The organism is Citrobacter rodentium NBRC 105723 = DSM 16636 (assembly GCF_021278985.1).
Classification (GTDB): domain Bacteria; phylum Pseudomonadota; class Gammaproteobacteria; order Enterobacterales; family Enterobacteriaceae; genus Citrobacter_A; species Citrobacter_A rodentium.
Map to the genome: position 1 here is coordinate 3,327,095 of NZ_CP082833.1, position 22,038 is coordinate 3,349,132.

Genomic DNA, 22,038 nt, shown 5'->3' on the forward strand with positions numbered 1-22,038 from the left:
TATGAAAAAAGAGATTATCGCATATTATCTTCCTCAATATCATGAGGTTAAAGAAAATAATGAATGGTGGGGGAAAGGATTTACTGAATGGACAGCGTTAAAAAAAGCAAAGGAATATTTCCCTTCTCAAAAAATAAGGTTACCTACCGATTTTCTCGGATATTATGATTTGACAGAATCGAGTGTTATCGAAAAACAGTTTAAACTAGCTGAAGACAATGGTGTTAGTGGATTTTGTCTATGGACATATTGGTTCGGTAATGGAGAAAAAATTTTAGAAAAACCTCTTTCTCTTATTCTTGAAAATAGACTTAAAGTTCGATACTGTGTGGCATGGGCAAACCACTCTTGGTTCAATAAATCAAAAGGAATACTTTTAAAAGAGCAAAAATATCTTGGAGAAAAAGATTATACTGATTTCTTCCATTACTTACTTCCTCATTTTAAATTGGAAAATTATCTTAAAAAAGATAATAAGCCAATTGTAACAATATTTGATCCAAATTCCATACCTGATTTGTTTATGTTTATATCCCTTTGGAATAAACTTGCTAATGAGAACGGATACGATGGTATTTATTTTATTGGGGATTTCACATCTTATAATTCAAATTATTTAGGGATGTTGGATGGTTATTTGGATTCTAGATCAATGTATTGGAAGAGAACCTTTATTCAAAAGGTGAGGGAGAAATTAGTTCGAAAACATAGAGTGAAATTTTTGGGGCCTATAAGATATAATTATAAAAAAATGATAAGTTCATTATGGCACAATGAAACAAAGGATATAAAAGAGATTCCAATTATATTTTCTGGATGGGATACAACGATACGACATGGGAAACAGGGGGTGTTTTATAGTAATTTCTCTGAGCATTCGTTTGAGGTCAATGTTCAAAATGCTATAAATTATAATCCACAACAAGATATTGTTTTTTTAAAATCATGGAATGAATGGGCTGAGGGGAATACAGTTGAACCAGATACTATATTCTCAGATAAATTACTTAGAATAATTTCAAAGTACAATAAACAAAGATGAGAAAAAATATATTTTATTTACTGTTAGTGCAGTTATCTAACTATATTTTTCCACTGATTACATTGCCATATCTTGTCAGAACTCTAGGAGTAGATAAATTTGGATATCTAATGCTTGGTCAAGCATTGATACAATATTTTATTTTGATGACTGATTACGGTTTTAATTTCAGTGCAACAAAAAAAATTGCCACATCAACAAGTATTGATGAAAGAAATGAAGTCTTCACTGAGACATTAAATGCTAAAATAATATTGGTGACTTTATGTTTATTGCTGATGTTAATTATTATTAATATCATACCAATGTTTCACTCTATATCTACAGTTTGCATAATACTTTTCATTGGTGTTCTGGGTAATATTTTTTTTCCAGTCTACCTATTTCAAGGTATGGAGAAAATGAAAAGTATTGCATGGGTTACTGTACTGGCAAGGACCTTGATGTTGTTATCTGTCTTTATGTTTGTAAAAGATAATAATGATATCAATGCTGCTGCACTAGCTTTTTCTATTGCGCTTATCGTACCAGGTATTATTTCAATTTATCTAATACGAAAAAACCATATTGCGGCTTATACAGGCTTTTCTTTTCCAAAAGCCTTTATCGCTATTAAAGCTAGTACACCTCTGTTCATTTCTCAAATTGCTATAACATTTTATACTACATTTAATTCGATACTTATAGGGCATGTGTTTAATGCAAGGCAAGTAGGTATTTACTCTGCAGCAGACAAGCTAAGAGGCGCGGTTCAATCATTATTTATACCTGTACAACAAGTTGTGTTTCCGAGAATAAATGCTGAGCGTGCAAATATAAAAGAAAAACTAAAGGTTTACGGTGGCCTTTTTATTTTGTTTTCATTAATTATATGTGTGTCGATATTTTTAATCGGGGATAAGATAGTTATTTTATACTTCGGTAATCAGTATACTGAGTCAGCTAATTTATTCAAATGGATGTCAGTGCTTATTTTTATTGTCTCTGTCGCTATTGTCTTTTCACAATGGGGAATGATAACTTTAGGTAAAGAAAAAATATTAACAAAAATTTATATTGTCGGTGCCATATTGCATTGCATGTATGCTCCTTTCTTCACTAAAAATTTCGGACTTTTTGGTACGTTATCGTCAGTAATATTGACCGAGTTAACAATTACTGTATTTATGGGCGTGTTTTTGTACAAGATAATAAAAAGGCATAGATAAAAGTGAAAAACAACACAATCGACATTGTAATTCCATGGGTAGATGGTTCTGATCCTAAATGGCAAGAGGATTATAGGAAATTTGCTTCTGAGCAAAGAAATGTTGATGCAAGTATTCATCGTTATAGAGATAATGGGTTGTTAAAATTCTGGTTCCGTGGCATTGAAAAAAATGCCCCTTGGATTAGGAAAGTTCATTTTATTACATATGGGCATAATCCGGAGTGGCTTAAGCTAGATCACCCCAAATTACATATTGTAAAGCACTCCGACTATATACCTAAAAAATTCCTGCCAACATTTAATAGCCATGTTATTGAATTAAATTTGCATAAAATAGATGGATTGAGTGATAAGTTCATCTATTTTAATGACGACACATTTTTAATTAATCCTGTAAATGAAAGTTTTTACTTCAAAAATGGAATGCCTCAAGATTGTGCAATCCTGAACGCAGTACAACCCGATGGACTTTCACATATTATTTTAAATAACCTCTCAATTATCAATAAGCATTTTTGTAAAAAACAGGTAATCAGGAATAATATTTTTAAATGGTTAAATGTTAAATATGGTGCTGCGTTATGTAGAACTATATGTTTAATGCCTTGGCCGAAGTTTGTAGGTATTAAAGATACTCATCTTCCAATTCCTTATCTTAAGTCAACATTTGCTAAATTATGGGAGCTCGAGCCAGAAATATTAAACGCCACAAATCGGTCAAAATTTAGACAAAATTCAGATGTTAATCAATATCTGTTTAGATATTGGCAGTTAGTTTCAGGGGAATTTGGATGCTCTAATACGATGGCATCTTCAGCCTATTTAGATATAGGTAAGGATAATATAAAAAAAATTCGAGAGGAACTATTGTGTTCAAGTAATAAACTTATTGTTATAAATGATGCTGATACTTTGGAATTCGATTCTAAAACAAAAGAAATACAAGAAGAGTTTGCAAAAATATTTCCATTTAAATCAACGTTTGAAATATAATACGGTAGAAAAATGTTATTTACCTACTCCTCATATTTATGCATATTGATCTTTTCAACATCGATTGCATTTTGTTACGAACATTCAAAAAGTAATTTCAAAGTATTCTTGTGGTCAGTATTGTTTTTGTTTCTTTGGATACCTGCAGCAATTCGTTTTGGAGTAGGGGCTGATTACTTCCGATATTTAAGTATGGTTGAGTCAGTTAGGTTAGGGTATGTTTCAACTGAGATTGGATTTTATTTTATAAATTATATCGTTGTTTGGTATCATTTAAATCCACAATGGTCCATTGCAATATCAAGTTTCATTGCGATCTTTTTAAGTTTGAAGGCGATTCCACGAAAATATTTTTCTATTTCAGTTTTTGTTTTAGTATGTACCTTTTATTTGCCTTCGTTCTCTCTTGTAAGGCAAGCTATAGCTATCGCTTTCATAGCGTATGCGGTAAAAAATTATATTGAAGGTAATAAAAAGAACTATATTGTATTTGTTTTGTTAGGTTCTCTATTTCATCTCTCGGCATTATTACTTTTGCCCATTTATTTTGTTGCACGATTTAGAGTTCGTAGTTCAATTCTCTTTTTGGGAATTTTTATAATTAGTTTATTGCTGTTCCTTGGTAGCGGGTTAAATACACTTTTAAATAGTGACTTATTTTTACAAAGTAAGTACGGTTATTATGCAGCAAGCGATTTCATACAGGATGCTAAAATCGGAAGTGGTATTGGTGTGCTTATTAAAATGCTATTACCTTTAATCTTTATAACAAACGCAAAAAAAATACTAAAAACGAATCCGAACCTTAATATTCTTTTATGGATGTCAGTTGGATGTGTGCTCGCTAATGTATGCTCAATGAAGATTCATGTTTTTAATCGCCTTGCAGATATATTCCTTTTTGTTAATTTTATGGTATCCTCATATATTATCACCTCATTAGAAAAAAATGTGACAAAACAATTGTGTTCAATGGCAATTCTTATTGTTTTTATTGTTTTTTATTGCAGAACAATTCAGGCCAATTATAATGATGATTTAGGTGGTATTGGTATTTCTCCCTACAAAACAATATTTTATAAGTGATATTATGGATGATTATTTAGTATCAATTATTATGCCTTCTTTTAACTCAGAGCATACGATTTCTGCATCAATTAGTTCCGTGTTACAGCAAACATATACTAATTGGGAATTGCTCGTTTGCGATGATAATTCGATCGATGGTACAAGATCTAAAGTTTTAGAGTTTGCAGATTCAAGAATTAAACTTTTAATAAATGAATACGCAAAAGGAGCAGCAGGCGCTAGAAATACCTCATTAAAATATGCAAGTGGTCGATTTATAGCTTTTTTAGATAGTGATGATATATGGGGTGCTAACAAATTAGAGATGCAAATATCTATGATGTTAAAGAATAATATTTCTTTTATGTATGGTAATTATGAAATTATAAATAATAATTCAATAGTTGGTAAATTTGTAGCTCCCCAAAAAATCACCTACAACAAATTGCTAAAAAATTGTGGCATCGGTTGTTTAACTGTTGTTTTAGACAGAGACTTACTAAATCCCTTCAGCTTTCCTTTCGTATACAAAGAAGATTATTATCTCTGGCTGAGTATTCTAAAAGATAACAATATCAGTGCAATTAATTGCGGCTTTATATGTGCTAAATATAGACTTTCACAAAGTTCAATTTCATCTAATAAATTTAAAGAGTTGAAAAGGCAATGGGATGTTTTGGGGGATTTTGTTGGAAACCCATTAGTTCGTATATATTATTTACTAAGTTATATTGTTATCGGTATAAAGAAACATGCATTTGACTATAAGAACGGTATAAAATGAAAAAAATAGTTTTTGTAATTGCTGATATTACATTTGTTGGCGGTATTGAAAGGGTAAATACATTACTTGCAAATAAATTTGTCAGCGAAGGATACGCTGTAGAAATAATATCCCTCTATAATACTAATCAAAAAATTAATTACGAACTTAATAATCGCATTAAAGTTAGCTTTGTGAATGATGGCTCTTATTTAGGTGAGCCAGGAAGTTTTGGACGGCTGAAAAAACACATAGGATCACAGTTTAAGTTATTTAAAGCCATTAAAAAAGCAAATGCTGATTTTTATATCATTAATACATTCCCTATGGCGTTTTTGTCATTTTTCAATGTCTTTTCAAACAAAAAATATGTTGTTATTGAACATGTTCATTATAACTATTATGGGACAATTATTAGAATATTTAGAAACTTATTATATAGGTTTTTTTATAAAGTAATCTGTGTTAATAAAAATGACTCGTATAAATTCTTTAAACATTTAGATAATGTTGTTAAAATTAGTAACCCGCTGAGTTTTACATCTTCAAAGATAGCTAATTTAAGCGCAAATAAAATTATGGCGGTAGGTAGGCTAGAACATCAAAAGGGATTTGATTTATTAATAGATATTTTTGCGAAAGTTAATAAAGAAAATCCTGGTTGGGAACTCCATATTTATGGGGTCGGGACTTGCGAGGGTTTTCTCACAGGTAAAATAAATCAGCACGCTTTAAGTAATGTAAAGCTGATGGGAAGTGTCGATAATATACAACAATATTATCCTCAATATTCCATTTTCGCATTTTCATCAAGGTTTGAAGGATTTGGGATGGTTTTATTGGAAGCTATGGAATGTGGTTTGCCATGTATTTCATTTGATTGCCCTACCGGACCATCTGAAATACTAGGGGATGGGGAGTATGGAATCTTAGTTGAGAATGGGAATGTTGCTAAATTTAGTGCAGAATTAGCTGATTTAATGTCCGATGAAGGCAAGAAAATTAAGTTTTCAAATTTATCAAAGAGACGTGCAAAAGAGTTTAATATAGACAAGGTTTTTGACGAATGGAGAAAATTAATTAGTTAGTACTTATAGTAAATGACTGAAAACATAGTACAAATAATTTTTATCAAAAGGTTACTTGTTAGATTAATATAATGAAATAAGTTACCAATCTCTGACAGGAGTAAACAATGTCCAAGCAACAGATCGGCGTCGTCGGTATGGCAGTGATGGGGCGCAACCTGGCGCTCAACATCGAGAGCCGTGGTTATACCGTCTCCGTTTTCAACCGCTCCCGTGAAAAGACCGAAGAAGTGATTGCGGAAAATCCCGGCAAAAAACTGGTGCCTTATTACACGGTGAAAGAGTTTGTTGAATCCCTTGAAACGCCTCGTCGCATCCTGTTAATGGTGAAAGCCGGTGCGGGCACGGACGCAGCCATCGACTCACTGAAACCTTACCTGGATAAGGGCGACATCATTATCGACGGTGGTAATACCTTCTTCCAGGACACCATTCGCCGCAACCGCGAACTGTCCGCTGAAGGCTTCAATTTCATCGGTACTGGCGTTTCCGGTGGTGAAGAGGGAGCGCTGAAAGGGCCATCTATCATGCCTGGCGGCCAGAAAGAAGCGTATGAACTGGTTGCGCCGATCCTGACCAAAATAGCTGCAGTAGCGGAAGATGGCGAGCCCTGTGTGACCTATATTGGTGCCGACGGCGCAGGCCACTATGTGAAGATGGTCCATAACGGTATTGAATACGGCGATATGCAACTGATTGCTGAAGCCTACTCGCTGCTGAAAGGCGGCTTGAATCTCAGCAATGAAGAACTGGCCAGCACCTTTACAGAATGGAACAACGGTGAGCTGAGCAGCTACCTGATCGACATCACGAAAGACATTTTCACCAAAAAAGATGAAGACGGTAACTACCTCGTTGATGTCATTCTGGACGAAGCGGCAAACAAAGGCACCGGTAAATGGACCAGCCAGAGCTCGCTGGATCTCGGCGAACCGCTGTCGCTGATCACCGAATCGGTCTTTGCGCGTTATATCTCTTCGTTAAAAGAGCAGCGCGTTGCCGCATCAAAAGTATTAACCGGTCCAACAGCGCAGCCGGCAGGTAATAAAGCTGAATTTATTGAGAAAGTGCGTCGTGCGCTGTACCTCGGTAAAATTGTGTCTTATGCGCAGGGGTTCTCTCAGCTGCGTGCAGCGTCCGATGAGTACAATTGGGATCTTAACTACGGCGAAATTGCGAAGATTTTCCGTGCTGGCTGCATCATTCGTGCACAGTTCCTGCAAAAGATCACTGATGCCTACGCGCAGAATGCCGGTATCGCTAACCTGCTTCTGGATCCGTACTTTAAGAATATTGCCGATGAATATCAGCAGGCGCTGCGTGACGTTGTGGCTTATGCCGTTCAGAACGGTATTCCGGTTCCGACCTTCTCCGCAGCGGTAGCCTACTACGACAGCTACCGTGCTGCAGTCCTGCCTGCCAACCTGATCCAGGCGCAGCGTGACTACTTCGGTGCACACACCTATAAGCGTACCGATAAAGAAGGCGTTTTCCACACCGAATGGCTGGAATAAACGCTTAACGCCCTCCAGAGCCCGGTTTTCAACCGGGCTTTTTTTTGCCTAAATTCTTATTGCTTTATTTTTATTTCTTAATAATAACTCCATATTATTCCTTTATGATGGTGAAGATAATCCTAATTACATTAGGCTTCATTGACATATTATTATCTCAGAAGCTAAAACAGTATTAACTTGTCACGATGCGAATACATCCTGATGTCTAATTAAGTTTATTCTGAGAGTAAGTAATGAAAATAACCATTTCCGGTACCGGGTATGTTGGCCTGTCAAATGGTCTGCTGATCGCACAGCACCATGAGGTTGTCGCGCTGGACATCATCCCGTCGCGCGTCGAAATGTTAAACGATCGGATATCTCCGATTGTTGATAAAGAAATACAACAATTTTTACAGTCCGAAGAAATAAAGTTTAAAGCGACATTAGACAAAGCTGAAGCCTATAAAAATGCTGATTATGTTATTATCGCGACCCCTACGGATTACGATCCTCACACCAACTATTTCAATACCTCAAGTGTAGAGGCAGTCATTGGGGATGTCATTGCCATTAACCCTGATGCGGTAATGGTTATTAAATCCACCGTCCCGGTTGGTTTCACTGCTGCCGTCAGCAAAAAATTTAATACAAGTAATATTATTTTCTCCCCAGAGTTCCTGCGCGAAGGCAAAGCGCTGTACGATAACCTGCATCCTTCACGTATCGTCATTGGGGAACAGTCAGCAAGAGCGGAACGGTTTGCTGCCTTATTACAGGAAGGCGCCATCAAGCAGGATATCCCGACGCTGTTTACCGATTCAACAGAAGCAGAGGCAATTAAGCTTTTCGCTAATACCTACCTGGCCATGCGCGTTGCCTACTTTAATGAGCTGGACAGCTATGCCGAGAGCTTAGGATTGAATACGCGCCAGATCATTGAAGGCGTTTGCCTGGACCCGCGCATTGGCAATCATTACAACAACCCCTCATTTGGCTATGGCGGCTATTGCTTGCCGAAAGACACCAAGCAGCTGCTGGCGAATTATCAGTCAGTTCCCAACAATATTATCTCCGCGATTGTAGACGCTAACCGCACACGCAAAGATTTTATTGCCGAGGCCATTCTTGCAAGAAAGCCGAAAGTTGTCGGTATATATCGTCTTATTATGAAGAGTGGTTCGGATAATTTCCGGGCGTCGTCTATTCAGGGAATTATGAAGCGCATTAAAGCGAAGGGCGTTGAAGTGGTCATTTATGAACCCGTTATGCAGGAAGAGACGTTTTTCAATTCCCGTATTGAACGTGATTTAACCACTTTTAAACAGCAGGCTGATGTCATCATCTCTAATCGAATGGCAAATGAACTGCACGACGTGCGGGAAAAGGTTTATACCCGCGATCTGTTCGGTAGTGATTGATTGACCCTTTTCGATCGGGGCTCAAGCGGCCCCGTTAATCGCACATCTCTCTTTACAAATTCCGTAAATATTCTCAATTATCCTATAGCTTTACGCAATTTTATGACTACACTATCCCCAGCGTACGCTTTTCTTAGTTAGGATACTGATGACAGTGGAAAATAATAACGTAACCGGGCGCAGTAACGATCCGGAACAAATTGATTTAATTGATTTAATCATTCAGCTGTGGCGCGGTAAAGTAACAATAATCGTCTGTATTATTGTCGCTATCGCGCTTGCTGTAGGTTACCTGGCAATCGCCAAAGAGAAATGGACATCCACAGCCATTATCACGCAGCCTGATGTCGGGCAAATTGCTACTTATAACAATGCGCTCAACATTTTGTATGGCACAAGTGCGCCAAAAGTTACCGATTTGCAAATGAATGTGATCGGACGGTTCAGCACCTCTTTCTCAGCGTTGGCGGAAACGCTCGATAACCAGGCAAAGCCGGAAAAGCTGACCATTGAACAGTCTGTCAAAGGGCAGTCGCTGCCGTTGGCGCTCTCTTATGTCGGTGATACAGCAGAAAATGCGCAGCGTCAGCTTTCGGAATATATCCAACAGGTTGATGAAGAAGTTGCGAAAGAGTTAGAGGTTGACCTTACGGATAACATTAAACTGCAGACCGCCACGCTGCAGGATTCTCTGAAGACTCAGGAAGTAGTAGCGCAAGAGCAAAAAGAGCTGCGGATTAAGCAGATTCAGGAAGCATTGCGTTACGCCGAGCAGGCCAATGTCACCAGGCCGCAAATTCAGCAAACGCAGGATGTGACCCAGGATACAATGTTCCTGTTGGGCAGCGATGCGCTGAAATCTATGATTACCCATGAAGCCACCCGTCCGCTGGTCTTCTCAGGGAATTATTACCAGACCAAACAGACTCTGCTGGATATCGCGAACCTGAAGGTTGATACCGCTTCTATTCATGCCTACCGCTACGTAATGAAGCCGTCATTGCCTGTCCGTCGCGACAGTCCGAAAAAGGCGATCACGCTTGTGTTGGCGGTGCTGCTGGGCGGAATGATTGGCGCGGGTGTGGTGCTGGGACGTAACGCGCTGCGTAACTATAAGCCGAAAGCGCAGTCATAAAGTGATTTTGCCGGATACACCTTATCCGGCCTGCAAATAAGAACCGGGCTTTTTTTGCGCCCGGTTTTTTTACGCCCGAAGCTTACTGATGACGTCTACGCAGGTTCTCGATAACTACCGTCAGGTCAAGATCCTGATCCTGCAGCAGTACCAGCAGGTGATACATTAAATCCGACGCCTCGTTGGTCAGTTCAAAGCGGTCATGCACCGTCGCGGCCAGCGCCGTCTCCACGCCTTCTTCGCCAACCTTCTGCGCAATGCGCTTGGTGCCGCTGGCATAAAGTTTTGCCGTGTAGGAGCTGGCCGGATCGGCGGTTTTGCGTTCGGCCAGAAGCTGTTCAAGCTGATACAGGAACAGCCAATGATGGCTGGCTTCGCCAAAACAGCTGCTGGTCCCTTTATGGCAGGTTGGACCGATGGGATTCACCAGCACCAGCAGGGTGTCGTTGTCGCAATCCGGCGCGATGTTAACCACATTAAGAAAGTGGCCCGAGGTTTCGCCTTTGGTCCATAAACGCTGCTTAGTACGTGAATAGAAGGTCACTTTGCCGGACTCGATGGTTTTCTCCAGCGCCTCGGGGCTCATATAGCCCAGCATTAAGACTTCACCGGATACCGCATGTTGTACTACCGCTGGCATCAGTCCGTCGGTTTTTTCCCAGTCCAGTTCGCGGCGCTGTTGCTCTGTTAACATATCCTGATCTCCACGCCCTGCATTGCGAGGTACGTTTTTAATTCACCAATATTAATAATCTGCTTGTGGAATACGGACGCGGCCAGCGCGCCGTCGACGTCCGCATCGCGGAAGGCTTCAAGGAAATGCTCCATCGTGCCCGCGCCGCCGGAGGCAATCAGCGGGACGTGGCAGACGTCACGCACTTTTATCAACTGTTCGAGATCGTAGCCGTTACGCACGCCGTCCTGATTCATCATATTGAGGACGATTTCACCGGCTCCGCGTTTTTGCACTTCCTGCACCCAGTCGAGCGTCTCCCACTGGGTCATCCGGGTGCGGCTTTCGTCGCCGGTATACTGATTCACGTGATATTTGCCGGTTTCAGCGTCGTACCAGGTATCGATCCCCACCACGATGCACTGCACGCCAAAGCGGTCAGCCAGCCGGGTTATCAGCGTCGGGTCCGCCAGGGCAGGGGAGTTGATGGATATTTTGTCCGCGCCGAAAGAAAGAATTTGCGCGGCGTCGTCTGCGGATTTGATCCCACCGGCCACGCAGAAAGGAATGTCGATCACCTCCGCGACGCGCGACACCCAGCTTTTGTCCACCACCCGGCCGTCGCTGGAGGCGGTAATGTCGTAGAACACCAGTTCATCCGCGCCTTCATCGGCGTAGCGTTTTGCCAGCGGCACAATATCGCCGATAATTTCATGGTTGCGAAACTGTACGCCTTTCACCACCTGGCCATCGCGAACGTCGAGGCAGGGAATTATACGTTTTGCCAGCATTGAATGGCCTCCTTGACGGTGAATTTACCTTCCAGCAGCGCGCGTCCGACAATCACTCCGCGCACGCCGGTGCCGCGCAGCGCGGCAATATCCTCAATGCCGCCAATCCCGCCGGAGGACTGAAACGCCACCTGCGGATAGTTCGCGCACACTTCGCGATATAACGAAACGTTGGAGCCTGCCAGCGTGCCATCGCGGGAAATATCGGTGCACAGCACGTGCTTCAGACCAACTGGAAGATAGGTGGCAACCAGTTCTTCCAGCGAGACGCCGGAGTTTTCCTGCCAGCCGCTTACCGCCACCTGCTTATTGCCGTTCTCATCAATACGCACATCCAGCGCCAGTACCAGCGCATCAGCGCCAAAGCGTTCGAACCAGCCTTTCACCACCTCGGGCGATTTCACCGCCGTCGAGCCGACCACCACCCGGGCGACACCGGCCTCCAGCAGCGCGGCGACATCTTCTTCGCTGCGTACCCCGCCGCCGACCTGCACCGGCACGTTTACCCCGGCGACCAGCGTTTTGATTAACGGGATCTGGCGCTTCGCCGGATCTTTCGCGCCGGTTAAATCCACCAGATGCAGTAGCTCTGCCCCCTGCGCCGCATAATCCTGCAGGCGCGGCAGGGGATCGCTGCCATAATCACGTTGCTGCGCGTAGTCGCCCTGATGGAGACGCACCACGGTGCCGTCGATTAAATCTAATGCCGGAATAATCATCACATCTCCAGAAAGTTTTTCAGCAACTGCGCGCCAGCGGCGCCCGAGCGTTCCGGATGGAACTGCACGCCGTAGAAGTTATCTTTTTGCACCGCGGCGGTGAACGGCTCGCCGTAATTGCACTGGGCGATAGTCCAGGGATTCACCGGCATGGCGTAGCTATGGACAAAGTAGAAGTAAGCGCCATCCTCAATGCCCTGAAACAGACGATTTCCGGCCTGCGGATAGACGCGGTTCCAGCCCATATGCGGCAGCGGCAGGCCGAAATCGGTCATTTTCGGCACGTCCTGATCGATAATGCCCAGCAGCTGAACGCCGCGGGTTTCTTCGCTGCGCCGCCCAAGAATCTGCATCCCGAGGCAAATGCCAAGCACTGGCTGGGTACAGGCTTTGATCAGTTCGATCAGTTCGCGTTCGCGCAGCTGGTCCATCGCCGCCTGGGCGGTGCCGACGCCGGGTAAAAACAGTTTATCGGCCATCAGCACCACGTCAGGGTCGCGGCTGACCAGCGGATCGTAGCCGTGACGCGCCACGGCGGATTTCACCGAGTTCAGATTAGCGCAGCCGGTATCGAGAATTACCACATTCATCACAGCACTCCTTTGGAGGAAGGGAGCGTATCGCCTTCCACGCGGATGGCCTGGCGCAGCGTGCGGCCAAACGCTTTGAACAGGCTCTCCACGCGGTGGTGGTCGTTTTTGCCTTTGGTTTTCAGGTGCAGCGTCACGCCCATGGTATAGGAGAGCGAACGGAAGAAGTGTTCGATCATCTCGGTACTCAAATCGCCGACGCGCTGATAAGTAAATTCAGCTTTGTACTCGAGGTGCGGACGTCCGGAGATATCCAGCGCGCAGCGCGCCAGACATTCGTCCATCGGCAGTACAAAGCCAAAACGGTTGATGCCGCGCTTATCGCCTAACGCCAGCTTTAGCGCTTCACCCAGCGCCAGGCCGGTATCTTCCACGGTGTGATGATCGTCAATGTAGAGATCGCCCTTGACGGCTATCTCCATGCGAAAACCGCCGTGGGTGGCAATCTGATCCAGCATATGATCAAAGAAACCGACGCCGGTGTTGATTTTGCTGCTGCCTTCGCGGTCCAGCCACACTTTGACATCAATCTGCGTCTCTTTGGTGTTGCGCTCCACGTGGGCAAAACGGTCACGTTTCGTTAACTGCTCGCCGATGGCGGCCCAGTTCAGCGCGTCGCGGTGATAGTGCAGCCCCGAAATCCCCATGTTTTCGGCAAGCTGAAGATCTGTTTCCCGGTCGCCGATAACGTAGCTGTTGGCGCTGTCCATCGCCTGTTCGGCCAGATAGCGTTCGACCAGCTTGATTTTCGGTTTGCGGCAGTCGCACTCGTCGGCGGGCAGATGCGGGCAGATGAGCACCTCGTCAAACTGAACGCCCTGCGAGCTGAATACCTGCATCATCAGGTTATGCGGCCCGTCAAAGTCGGTCTGCGGAAAGCTTTGTGTGCCCAGACCGTCCTGGTTGGTGATCATTACCAGCTTATAGCCCGCTTTTTGCAGCTTCAGCAGCGTTGGCACAACCTGTGGTTCAAAGGCGAGCTTTTCAAAACGATCCACCTGAAAATCGCTGGGTGGCTCGGCAATCAGGGTTCCGTCACGATCGATAAAGAGATACTTCTGACTCATACTTGCTCCGCACGTAAAGCGTCAATGACGCGCTGGCTTTCTTCGCGGGTTCCGACAGTGATGCGCAGGCAGCCGCTTAAAGAAGGTTGTTTGTTCTGATCCCGTAAGATAATGCCCTGATCCCACAAAGATTTAAATACGCTACTGGAAGCCGTAAAGCGCGCCAGAATATAGTTGGTTTCGGAATCAAACACCTGCTCCACGCAGGGGATGTCGCGCAGGGCGTTCACCAGATACTGGCGCTCCGCCAGAATTTGCGCCACGCGCTCGCGCATCGCGTTAATTCCCTGCGGGCTGAGGGCCTGGGCGGCAATGTCCGCCACCGGCGTCGAGAGCGGATACGGCGCGATCACTTTTAACAGCAGGTTAATCACCTCTTCATTCGCCAGGGTGAAACCGCAGCGCAGGCCAGCCAGCGCGAAGGCTTTGGAAAGCGTGCGCAGAACGACCAGATGCGGATAATCAGCAAGCCAGCCGGCCAGCGTCGCCTGCGGGCAGAACTCGATATAGGCTTCGTCGGCGACGACAATCGCTTTGCCGCGGGTCAGTTCCAGCAGGGTGCGCAGATCCTGGGGGTTAATCAGCTGCCCGGTCGGGTTATTCGGGCTGCAAACATAAACCACTTTTACGCCATCCAGCTTGTCTGCAATCCCCTGCATATCAAGCTGCCAGTCGGCAAGCGTGGGTACCGTGCGGCACTCCACGCCGATGGTTTCCGCGCTGACGCTGTACATACCGTAGGTAGGCGGACAGTACAGGATCGCATCTTTCCCCGGCTCACAGAAGGCGCGGATCAGCAGCTCAATGCCTTCATCCGCGCCGCGGCTGACCAGCACCTGTTCCGGCCTGACGCCCGCGTACTGCGCGTAGTTTTCGATTACCGCTTTGGGCTGACATTCCGGGTAACGGTTCAGCGTTTGCGCGGTCAATTGAAACTCTACCGCTGTCGGAAATTCGTTGGCATTCAGCCAGACGTCGCCGTTGCCGCCGAGACGGCGCGCGGACTGATAGGGCGTCAGGTTACGGACGTTTTCACGGGCTAACTCGCTGACGCTGAATGTCTTTTCTGTGCTCATGCTTGCTCCTTCAGGGCGTTGACGCGCAGGGTAACGGCATTTTTGTGAGCGGTCAGACGTTCGGCCGCCGCCAGAGTTTCAATGGTGGACGCGAGGGCGGAAAAGCCCGCTTTCGACAGTTCCTGAACGGTCATGCGCTTCTGGAAATCGGCCAGTCCGAGGCTGGAGCAGGTCGCGGTATAACCGTAGGTCGGCAGCACGTGATTGGTACCGGAGGCATAATCGCCCGCGGACTCCGGCGACCAGTCGCCGAGAAATACCGAACCGGCGCTGGTGATGCCGTCAACCAGGTCGCGTGCGTTACGGGTCTGAATAATCAGGTGCTCCGGACCATACTGATTCGAGATGGCGACACACTGCGCAAGGTCGCGGGTGACAATAAGACGGCTGGCGCTGAGCGCCTGGCGCGCCGTCTCCACTCGAGGCAGTTCCGCCAGCTGCTGCTCAACGGCGTCGGCGACGCGGCTGGCGATATCCGCGTCCGGCGTTAACAATATCACCTGCGAATCGGGTCCGTGTTCCGCCTGAGAGAGCAGGTCAGAGGCGACAAAATCCGGCGTGGCGCCGCTATCGGCAATCACCAGCACTTCGGATGGACCGGCAGGCATGTCGATCGCCGCGCCGTCCAGACGCTGGCTGACCTGGCGCTTGGCTTCAGTGACGAACGCGTTGCCGGGACCGAAAATTTTATCCACCTTCGGCACCGACTCGCTGCCAAAGGCCAGCGCAGCAATGGCCTGCGCGCCGCCGACGTTGAAAATTTCCTGTACGCCGCACAGCTGCGCCGCGTAGAGGATCTCATCGGCGATGGGCGGTGGCGAGCAGAGCACCACCTTGCGGCAACCGGCGATGCGCGCCGGGGTCGCCAGCATCAGAACGGTGGAAAAGAGCGGGGCGGAACCGCCGGGAATATACAGCCCTACAGAGTCCAGCGGACGGGTCACCTGCTGGCAGCGGACGCCTGGCTGGGTTTCCACATCCACCGTCGGTAATTGCTGGGCGCGGTGGAAGGTTTCGATATTTTTCACGGCAACCGCCATGGCCTGCTTCAGTTCATCGCTCAGGCGCGCGCTGGCGGCGGCAATCTGTTCGGCGGACACCTTCAGCGCCGCGACCTCGGTTTTATCAAACTTCGCGCTGTATTCGCGCAGCGCATCGTCCCCGCGCGTTTTAACGTTATCCAGAATTTCGCTGACGGTGCGGGTGATGCTGTCAGAGGCGGAGATCGCCGGGCGCATCAGCAGTTCGCGCTGCTGCTCAGCGCTGCAGGTATTCCAGTCGATAAGAGTATTAAAGCTCATCTTCATATCCTTTATGCCGGATGGCGTATCCGGCCTACATAGCCCGTAGTCCCGGTGAGCGAAGCGCCGCCGGGCAGCATAAGTGGAATTACTCCATCATCTTCTCGATTGGCAACACCAGAATGGAGCTGGCCCCGAGCGCTTTCAGTTTTTCCATGGTTTCCCAGAACAGGGTTTCGCTGCTGACCATGTGCATTGCCACTCGCTGCTGATCGCCCGCCAGCGGCAGGATGGTCGGACGCTCCGCCCCCGGCAGCAGGGCAATCACCTCTTCCAGGCGTTCGCTGGGAGCGTGCATCATGATGTATTTCGATTCGCGCGCCTGGATAACGCCCTGGATACGGGTTAACAGTTTGTCGATAAGCTGCTGTTTGCCGTCGGCCATTTCGCCGTCGCGTTGGATCAGGCAGGCTTTGGAGCGGTAAATCACTTCCACTTCACGCAGGCCGTTGGCTTCAAGGGTGGCGCCGGTAGAGACCAGATCGCAAATCGCGTCGGCGAGTCCGGCGCGCGGGGCCACTTCCACGGAACCGTTCAACAGACAGGATTTAAAGGAGATGCCTTTCTGGTCGAGATAGCGCTTAAGCAGGTGCGGGTAAGAGGTGGCGATGCGTTTGCCGTCGAGACAGGCCGGGCCGTCCCAGGCTTCGTCCACTGGCGTCGCCAGCGACAGACGGCAGCCGCCGAAGTCAAGGCGGCGCAGGGTAAAGTAGCGCGGATCTTCGCCCTGCGCGCGGCGGTTGAGCAACTCTTCTTCCAGCACGTTTTCCCCGATGATGCCCAGATCGACCACGCCGTCCATCACCAGACCCGGAATATCGTCGTCACGCACGCGCAGAATATCAATCGGCATATTTTCGGCCATCGCAATCAGGCGCTGGGTGTGTAAATTAATTTTAATGCCGCAGCGGGCCAGCAGTTCGCGTGAATCATCACTTAAACGGCCTGATTTCTGAATAGCTATGCGTAAGCGGGAGTTATCTAACATTCTTTTTTCCTTTTTTATCCTGTCTGAACCGGTGTGAAACGCGCAGCAAAAAAAAGCCCCCGGAAGACGATCTTCCGGGGGCTTTCTCATGCGTTCATGCACCACTGGAAGATCTGAACGTCTTCCAGCACACATCGCCTGAAAGACTAGTCAGGATGATGGTGATGATGGTGGTGTTTAAACTGAACGCGTGTCATAAAATTCCCGATGAATGCTTATTCATTTGATGTCTTTTAACCTAAACCACTTTAACGCCCTAAAGCAAGCGCTTTTTTACATTCTTTTTCTGCCATGAATTGTCAGTCCGCAGGTGCTGGCGTAGCCTTATAGAAAACGTGCCGGATTGGGAGAAAACGGATGAAGAAGGTCGCAATTGTCGGGTTAGGCTGGTTAGGCATGCCGCTGGCGATGTCGCTTACCGCCAGAGGCTGGCAGGTCACGGGGAGCAAAACCACCCGGGATGGCGTCGAGGCGGCCAGAATGAGCGGTATTGAAGGATATCCGCTGCGTCTGGAACCTGAACTGATCTGCGAGGCGGACGACCTGGATGCGCTGATGGACGTGGACGCGCTGGTCATTACCTTACCCGCCCGCCGCAGCGGACCCGGCGAAGCGTTTTATCTGCAGGCGATGCAGGAGCTGGTGGACAGCGCGCTGGCGTATCACATTCCGCGCATCATCTTTACCAGCTCGACGTCGGTCTATGGCGATGTTAATGGCATCGTCAAAGAGAGCACTCCCCGTCACCCGGTCACCGCCAGCGGGCGCGTATTAAAAGAGCTGGAGGACTGGCTGCATCATCTGCCGGGCACCTCGGTGGATATTCTGCGGTTGGCCGGGCTGGTGGGGCCTGGACGGCATCCGGGTCGTTTCTTCGCCGGAAAAACCGCTCCTAACGGCGAGCAGGGCGTCAATCTGGTGCATCTGGAAGACGTTATTTCCGCCATCACGCTGCTGTTACAGGCGCCGAAAGGCGGACACATCTATAATATATGTGCGCCCGTGCACCCCGCGCGGAACGTTTTTTATCCGCAAATGGCGCGTCAGTTAAATACAGAGCCGCCGCAATTTCTCGATTCGCCGGACAATGGCAAAGGCAAAATTATTGATGGCAGCCGAATCTGCAACGAACTCGGATTTGAATACCAGTATCCCGATCCGCTGGTGATGCCGATGGAGTGATGAACAACGCCAGCGGTCTTTCACCATACATCGCAAGGGGGCGCGTATGAAACCACTGCTGGATGTTCTCATCATTCTTGATGCGCTGGAAAAAGAGGGCAGTTTTGCGGCGGCGTCGGCGCGGCTGTACAAAACGCCCTCTGCGCTCAGCTATACCGTTCACCGTCTTGAAAGCGATCTCAATATTCAAATCCTCGATCGTAGCGGCCATCGCGCCCGCTTTACCCGCACCGGGCAGATGCTGCTGGAAAAGGGGCGGGAAGTGCTGCATACGGTAAGAGAGCTGGAAAAGCAGGCGGTGAAGCTTCATGAAGGCTGGGAAAATGAACTGGTGATCGGCGTTGACGATACCTTTCCCTTTTCCCTGTTAGCACCGCTGATCGAGTCTTTTTACCAGCATCACAGCGTGACGCGCCTGAAATTCATCAACGGCGTGCTGGGCGGCTCATGGGACGCATTGACCCAGGGCAGGGCGGATATCATCGTCGGCGCCATGCATCAGCCGCCGTCGTCCAGTGAGTTCGCTTTTTCCCGGCTGGGCTCGCTTGAGCAGGTGTTCGCCGTCGCGCCGCATCATGCGCTGGCGGAAGAGAGCGAACCGCTGAGCCGCAGCACCGTCAAGCGCCACCGGGCGATTGTGGTCGGCGACAGCGCGCATCCGGCCAGCGCATCGGCCACGCAGCTGCTGGATGACCAGGACGCGATAACCGTTTTTGATTTTAAAACGAAGCTGGAACTGCAAATCAGCGGTCTGGGCTGCGGGTATCTGCCGCGCTATCTGGCCCAGCGTTTCCTCGACAGCGGCGCGCTGATAGAGAAAAAAGTAGACGCCCAGGTGTTGTCCGAGCCGGTGTGGGTGGGCTGGAATGTGCAGACCGCCGGGTTAGCCAGCGCCTGGTGGCGGGATGAAATTTTAGCAAATAGTGCTATTGCTGGTGTCTATATGAATGGCGATACGGACAAATCAAGCGTTTAAGAAAAAAATTTATATGACAAGCCTCTCATTCTCTTGTCAATTTGCCTTCATTTAAGGCACAATGCGCCGCTTGCAAAAAATGACATTAACCGACGTTTCCATACGCGTCGGTTATTTTTTTGCTACAAACCAATCATTCAGACCAAGAGGCCGGGCTTCGTACCGGATAGATATTTACTAAAAACCGACAGTTGTTGTCGCTGAGGAATCCAGAAAATGGGGCAATTTTTTGCTTACGCGACGGCATTCGCCGTAAAGGGGAATGACCATGTCGCATAACGTTACTCCAAACACCTCTCGCGTGGAATTACGTAAAACGCTTACGTTAGTTCCGGTTGTCATGATGGGCCTTGCCTATATGCAGCCGATGACGCTGTTCGATACATTTGGTATCGTTTCGGTCCTCACTGACGGTCACGTGCCGACGGCTTATGCTTTCGCGCTGATTGCCATTCTCTTTACTGCGCTGAGCTACGGTAAACTGGTGCGCCGTTTCCCGTCCGCTGGTTCGGCGTATACCTACGCCCAGAAATCCATTAGCCCGACCGTTGGCTTTATGGTGGGGTGGTCGTCTCTGCTGGACTATCTGTTCGCGCCGATGATCAATATCCTGCTGGCGAAAATCTATTTTGAAGCGCTCGTGCCCTCCATTCCTTCGTGGATGTTTGTGGTGGCGCTGGTGGCGTTTATGACCGCGTTTAACCTGCGTAGCCTTAAATCAGTGGCAAACTTCAACACGGTTATTGTTGTGCTGCAGGTTGTGCTGATCGCCGTTATCCTCGGCATGGTGGTCTATGGCGTGTTCCACGGCGAAGGCGCCGGTACGCTGACCAGCAGCCGTCCATTCTGGTCCGGTGAAGCGCATGTCATTCCTATGATTACCGGGGCGACGATCCTCTGCTTCTCCTTTACCGGCTTTGACGGTATTAGCAACCTCTCTGAAGAGACAAAAGATGCAGAGCGCGTGATCCCGCGCGCGATCTTCCTGACCGCGCTGATCGGCGGGCTGATCTTTATCTTCGCCACCTATTTCCTGCAGCTCTATTTCCCGGACGTTTCGCGTTTTAAAGATCCGGATGCTTCTCAGCCTGAGATTATGCTGTATGTGGCCGGTAAGTTCTTCCAGGTAGGCGCGCTGATTTTCTCCACGATCACCGTGCTGGCTTCCGGTATGGCGGCACATGCGGGCGTGGCGCGTCTGATGTACGTCATGGGGCGTGACGGCGTGTTCCCGAAAAGCTTCTTCGGTTACGTACACCCGAAATGGCGTACCCCGTCGATGAACATTATTCTGGTTGGCGCGATTGCCCTGCTGGCGATTAACTTCGATCTGGTTATGGCGACCGCGCTCATCAACTTTGGCGCGCTGGTGGCGTTTACCTTCGTAAACCTGTCGGTGATTTCACAGTTCTGGATCCGCGAAAAACGCAATAAAACGCTGAAAGATCACTTCCAGTATCTGTTCCTGCCGATGTGCGGCGCGCTGACCGTCGGCGCGCTGTGGGTCAACCTGGAAGAAAGCTCGATGGTTCTGGGACTGATCTGGGCGGGTATCGGCCTGATATATCTGGCCTGCGTCACCAAAAGCTTCCGCAATCCGGTGCCGCAATACGAAGATATTGCCTGATAACGCGACAGCGTAAACAGACTCTGACCGGGGACTCGTTCCCCGGTTTTTTTGTCTATAGAAAACCCCCAGCTAGGCTGGGGGTTCAGTAAAGCTTTCAGCTTTGGGCCAGTTATTAAAACCCCTTTTGATTTGTTAAAACACCTTGCGGTCTGGCAACTGCAAGTGTCAAACAAGAAATCAAAAGGGGGTCCCAATGAGGGACGAAAAGAGCTTAGCGCACACCCGATGGAACTGTAAATATCACATAGTTTTTGCGCCAAAATACCGAAGACAGGCGTTCTATGGCGAGAAGCGTAGAGCAATAGGCAGTATTTTGAGAAAGCTGTGTGAATGGAAAAACGTACGGATTCTGGAAGCTGAATGCTGCGCAGATCATATCCATATGCTTGTTGAAATCCCGCCCAAAATGAGCGTATCCGGCTTTATGGGATATCTGAAAGGGAAACGTAGTCTGATGCTTTACGAGCAGTTTGGGGATTTGAAATTTAAATACAGGAACAGGGAGTTCTGGTGCAGAGGGTACTACGTCGATACGGTAGGTAAAAATACGGCGAAAATACAGGATTACATAAAGCACCAGCTTGAAGAGGATAAAATGGGAGAGCAGTTATCGATCCCATATCCGGGTAGCCCGTTTACGGGCCGTAAGTGACTAATCTTGATGCAAATGTCAGATCGTATGCGCCTGTTAGGGCGCGGCTGGTAAGAGAGCCTTACAGGCGCATCAGAAAAACCTCCGGCTATGCCGGAGGATATTTATTATGCCTGCGATCTCTTTCCCGACTGCGGTAATAACCATTGGTTCTAAATTAGAGATTTTGGTTATTGG

General features: G+C 47.5%; 23 protein-coding genes and 1 other annotated feature. Of the genes, 14 read left to right on the forward strand and 9 right to left on the reverse strand.

The annotated features are described in order from the left end of the window. Position 1 precedes the first annotated feature (1 nt). From K7R23_RS15580 to wzzB, 9 genes are all read left to right on the forward strand, one after another. A complete protein-coding gene (locus K7R23_RS15580; protein WP_012906376.1) occupies positions 2-1,042 on the forward strand; it encodes a glycosyltransferase WbsX family protein in 1,041 nt (346 codons plus the stop codon). Beyond that, complete coding sequence (gene wzx, locus K7R23_RS15585; protein ID WP_012906375.1) at positions 1,039-2,250, forward strand: O152 family O-antigen flippase; 1,212 nt, start codon at positions 1,039-1,041, stop codon at positions 2,248-2,250. The genes K7R23_RS15580 and wzx overlap by 4 nt, the downstream gene beginning before the upstream one ends. Positions 2,251-2,252: 2 nt before the next feature. Then, the gene (locus tag K7R23_RS15590; RefSeq protein WP_012906374.1) at positions 2,253-3,245 is read left to right on the forward strand and encodes a Stealth CR1 domain-containing protein; all 993 of its coding nucleotides are present in this window, start codon (positions 2,253-2,255) and stop codon (positions 3,243-3,245) included. 12 nt (positions 3,246-3,257) lie between these two features. Beyond that, positions 3,258-4,331, forward strand: coding sequence for an EpsG family protein (locus K7R23_RS15595; protein ID WP_012906373.1), 1,074 nt, complete (start codon positions 3,258-3,260; stop codon positions 4,329-4,331). 4 nt (positions 4,332-4,335) lie between these two features. Continuing rightward, positions 4,336-5,097, forward strand: coding sequence for a glycosyltransferase family 2 protein (locus K7R23_RS15600; RefSeq protein ID WP_012906372.1), 762 nt, complete (start codon positions 4,336-4,338; stop codon positions 5,095-5,097). Further along, on the forward strand, positions 5,094-6,164 hold the full coding sequence (locus tag K7R23_RS15605; protein WP_012906371.1) for a glycosyltransferase family 4 protein: 1,071 nt from the start codon (positions 5,094-5,096) through the stop codon (positions 6,162-6,164). Before K7R23_RS15600 ends, K7R23_RS15605 begins: the two co-directional genes overlap by 4 nt. Before the next feature lie 107 nt (positions 6,165-6,271). Continuing rightward, on the forward strand, positions 6,272-7,678 hold the full coding sequence (gene gndA / locus K7R23_RS15610) for an NADP-dependent phosphogluconate dehydrogenase (protein ID WP_012906370.1): 1,407 nt from the start codon (positions 6,272-6,274) through the stop codon (positions 7,676-7,678). A 236-nt stretch (positions 7,679-7,914) separates the two neighbouring features. Beyond that, positions 7,915-9,081, forward strand: coding sequence for a UDP-glucose 6-dehydrogenase (gene ugd, locus K7R23_RS15615; RefSeq protein WP_012906369.1), 1,167 nt, complete (start codon positions 7,915-7,917; stop codon positions 9,079-9,081). Positions 9,082-9,229: 148 nt separating this feature from the next. Next, a complete protein-coding gene (wzzB, locus tag K7R23_RS15620; RefSeq protein ID WP_012906368.1) occupies positions 9,230-10,216 on the forward strand; it encodes an LPS O-antigen chain length determinant protein WzzB in 987 nt (328 codons plus the stop codon). A gap of 82 nt (positions 10,217-10,298) precedes the next feature. On the opposite strand, the gene hisIE is transcribed toward wzzB, so the two are convergent. From hisIE to hisL, 9 genes are all read right to left on the reverse strand, one after another. Then, positions 10,299-10,910 (reverse strand): bifunctional phosphoribosyl-AMP cyclohydrolase/phosphoribosyl-ATP diphosphatase HisIE, encoded by a 612-nt coding sequence (hisIE, locus tag K7R23_RS15625; protein WP_012906367.1) that lies wholly within the window; start codon positions 10,908-10,910, stop codon positions 10,299-10,301. Beyond that, the gene (hisF, locus tag K7R23_RS15630) at positions 10,904-11,680 is read right to left on the reverse strand and encodes an imidazole glycerol phosphate synthase subunit HisF (protein ID WP_012906366.1); all 777 of its coding nucleotides are present in this window, start codon (positions 11,678-11,680) and stop codon (positions 10,904-10,906) included. The genes hisIE and hisF overlap by 7 nt, the downstream gene beginning before the upstream one ends. Beyond that, positions 11,662-12,399: a 1-(5-phosphoribosyl)-5-[(5-phosphoribosylamino)methylideneamino]imidazole-4-carboxamide isomerase gene (gene hisA, locus K7R23_RS15635; protein ID WP_012906365.1), complete on the reverse strand. Its 738-nt coding sequence runs from the start codon at positions 12,397-12,399 to the stop codon at positions 11,662-11,664. Before hisA ends, hisF begins: the two co-directional genes overlap by 19 nt. Continuing rightward, the gene (gene hisH / locus K7R23_RS15640; RefSeq protein WP_012906364.1) at positions 12,399-12,989 is read right to left on the reverse strand and encodes an imidazole glycerol phosphate synthase subunit HisH; all 591 of its coding nucleotides are present in this window, start codon (positions 12,987-12,989) and stop codon (positions 12,399-12,401) included. Before hisH ends, hisA begins: the two co-directional genes overlap by 1 nt. After that, a complete protein-coding gene (gene hisB, locus K7R23_RS15645; RefSeq protein WP_012906363.1) occupies positions 12,989-14,056 on the reverse strand; it encodes a bifunctional histidinol-phosphatase/imidazoleglycerol-phosphate dehydratase HisB in 1,068 nt (355 codons plus the stop codon). Before hisB ends, hisH begins: the two co-directional genes overlap by 1 nt. Then, positions 14,053-15,132 (reverse strand): histidinol-phosphate transaminase, encoded by a 1,080-nt coding sequence (hisC, locus tag K7R23_RS15650; protein WP_012906362.1) that lies wholly within the window; start codon positions 15,130-15,132, stop codon positions 14,053-14,055. The genes hisB and hisC overlap by 4 nt, the downstream gene beginning before the upstream one ends. Continuing rightward, positions 15,129-16,433: a histidinol dehydrogenase gene (gene hisD / locus K7R23_RS15655; RefSeq protein WP_012906361.1), complete on the reverse strand. Its 1,305-nt coding sequence runs from the start codon at positions 16,431-16,433 to the stop codon at positions 15,129-15,131. The genes hisC and hisD overlap by 4 nt, the downstream gene beginning before the upstream one ends. An 88-nt stretch (positions 16,434-16,521) precedes the next feature. Next, positions 16,522-17,421 carry an ATP phosphoribosyltransferase gene (hisG, locus tag K7R23_RS15660; protein ID WP_012906360.1) on the reverse strand — a complete coding sequence of 300 codons (900 nt, stop codon included), beginning with the start codon at positions 17,419-17,421 and terminating at the stop codon, positions 16,522-16,524. 47 nt (positions 17,422-17,468) lie between these two features. Next, positions 17,469-17,592: a sequence feature (His leader region), on the reverse strand. Beyond that, the gene (gene hisL, locus K7R23_RS15665; RefSeq protein ID WP_001364200.1) at positions 17,568-17,618 is read right to left on the reverse strand and encodes a his operon leader peptide; all 51 of its coding nucleotides are present in this window, start codon (positions 17,616-17,618) and stop codon (positions 17,568-17,570) included. (Overlaps the previous feature by 25 nt.) A gap of 160 nt (positions 17,619-17,778) precedes the next feature. Between hisL and K7R23_RS15670 the strand changes: the two genes are divergently transcribed. The 5 genes from K7R23_RS15670 to tnpA all read left to right on the forward strand — a co-directional run bounded on the left by K7R23_RS15670 (position 17,779) and on the right by tnpA (position 21,861). Further along, a complete protein-coding gene (locus tag K7R23_RS15670; protein ID WP_012906359.1) occupies positions 17,779-18,603 on the forward strand; it encodes an SDR family oxidoreductase in 825 nt (274 codons plus the stop codon). A gap of 46 nt (positions 18,604-18,649) precedes the next feature. After that, positions 18,650-19,579 carry a LysR substrate-binding domain-containing protein gene (locus K7R23_RS15675; protein WP_012906358.1) on the forward strand — a complete coding sequence of 310 codons (930 nt, stop codon included), beginning with the start codon at positions 18,650-18,652 and terminating at the stop codon, positions 19,577-19,579. A 216-nt stretch (positions 19,580-19,795) separates the two neighbouring features. Then, positions 19,796-19,858: a membrane protein YoeI gene (yoeI, locus tag K7R23_RS15680; protein WP_099433339.1), complete on the forward strand. Its 63-nt coding sequence runs from the start codon at positions 19,796-19,798 to the stop codon at positions 19,856-19,858. Beyond that, positions 19,848-21,206, forward strand: a complete 1,359-nt coding sequence (gene plaP, locus K7R23_RS15685; RefSeq protein ID WP_024132738.1) for a putrescine/proton symporter PlaP — start codon at positions 19,848-19,850, stop codon at positions 21,204-21,206. The genes yoeI and plaP overlap by 11 nt, the downstream gene beginning before the upstream one ends. 196 nt (positions 21,207-21,402) lie before the next feature. Continuing rightward, positions 21,403-21,861, forward strand: a complete 459-nt coding sequence (gene tnpA / locus K7R23_RS15690) for an IS200/IS605 family transposase (RefSeq protein ID WP_012906356.1) — start codon at positions 21,403-21,405, stop codon at positions 21,859-21,861. The last annotated feature ends 177 nt before the right edge of the window (positions 21,862-22,038 follow it).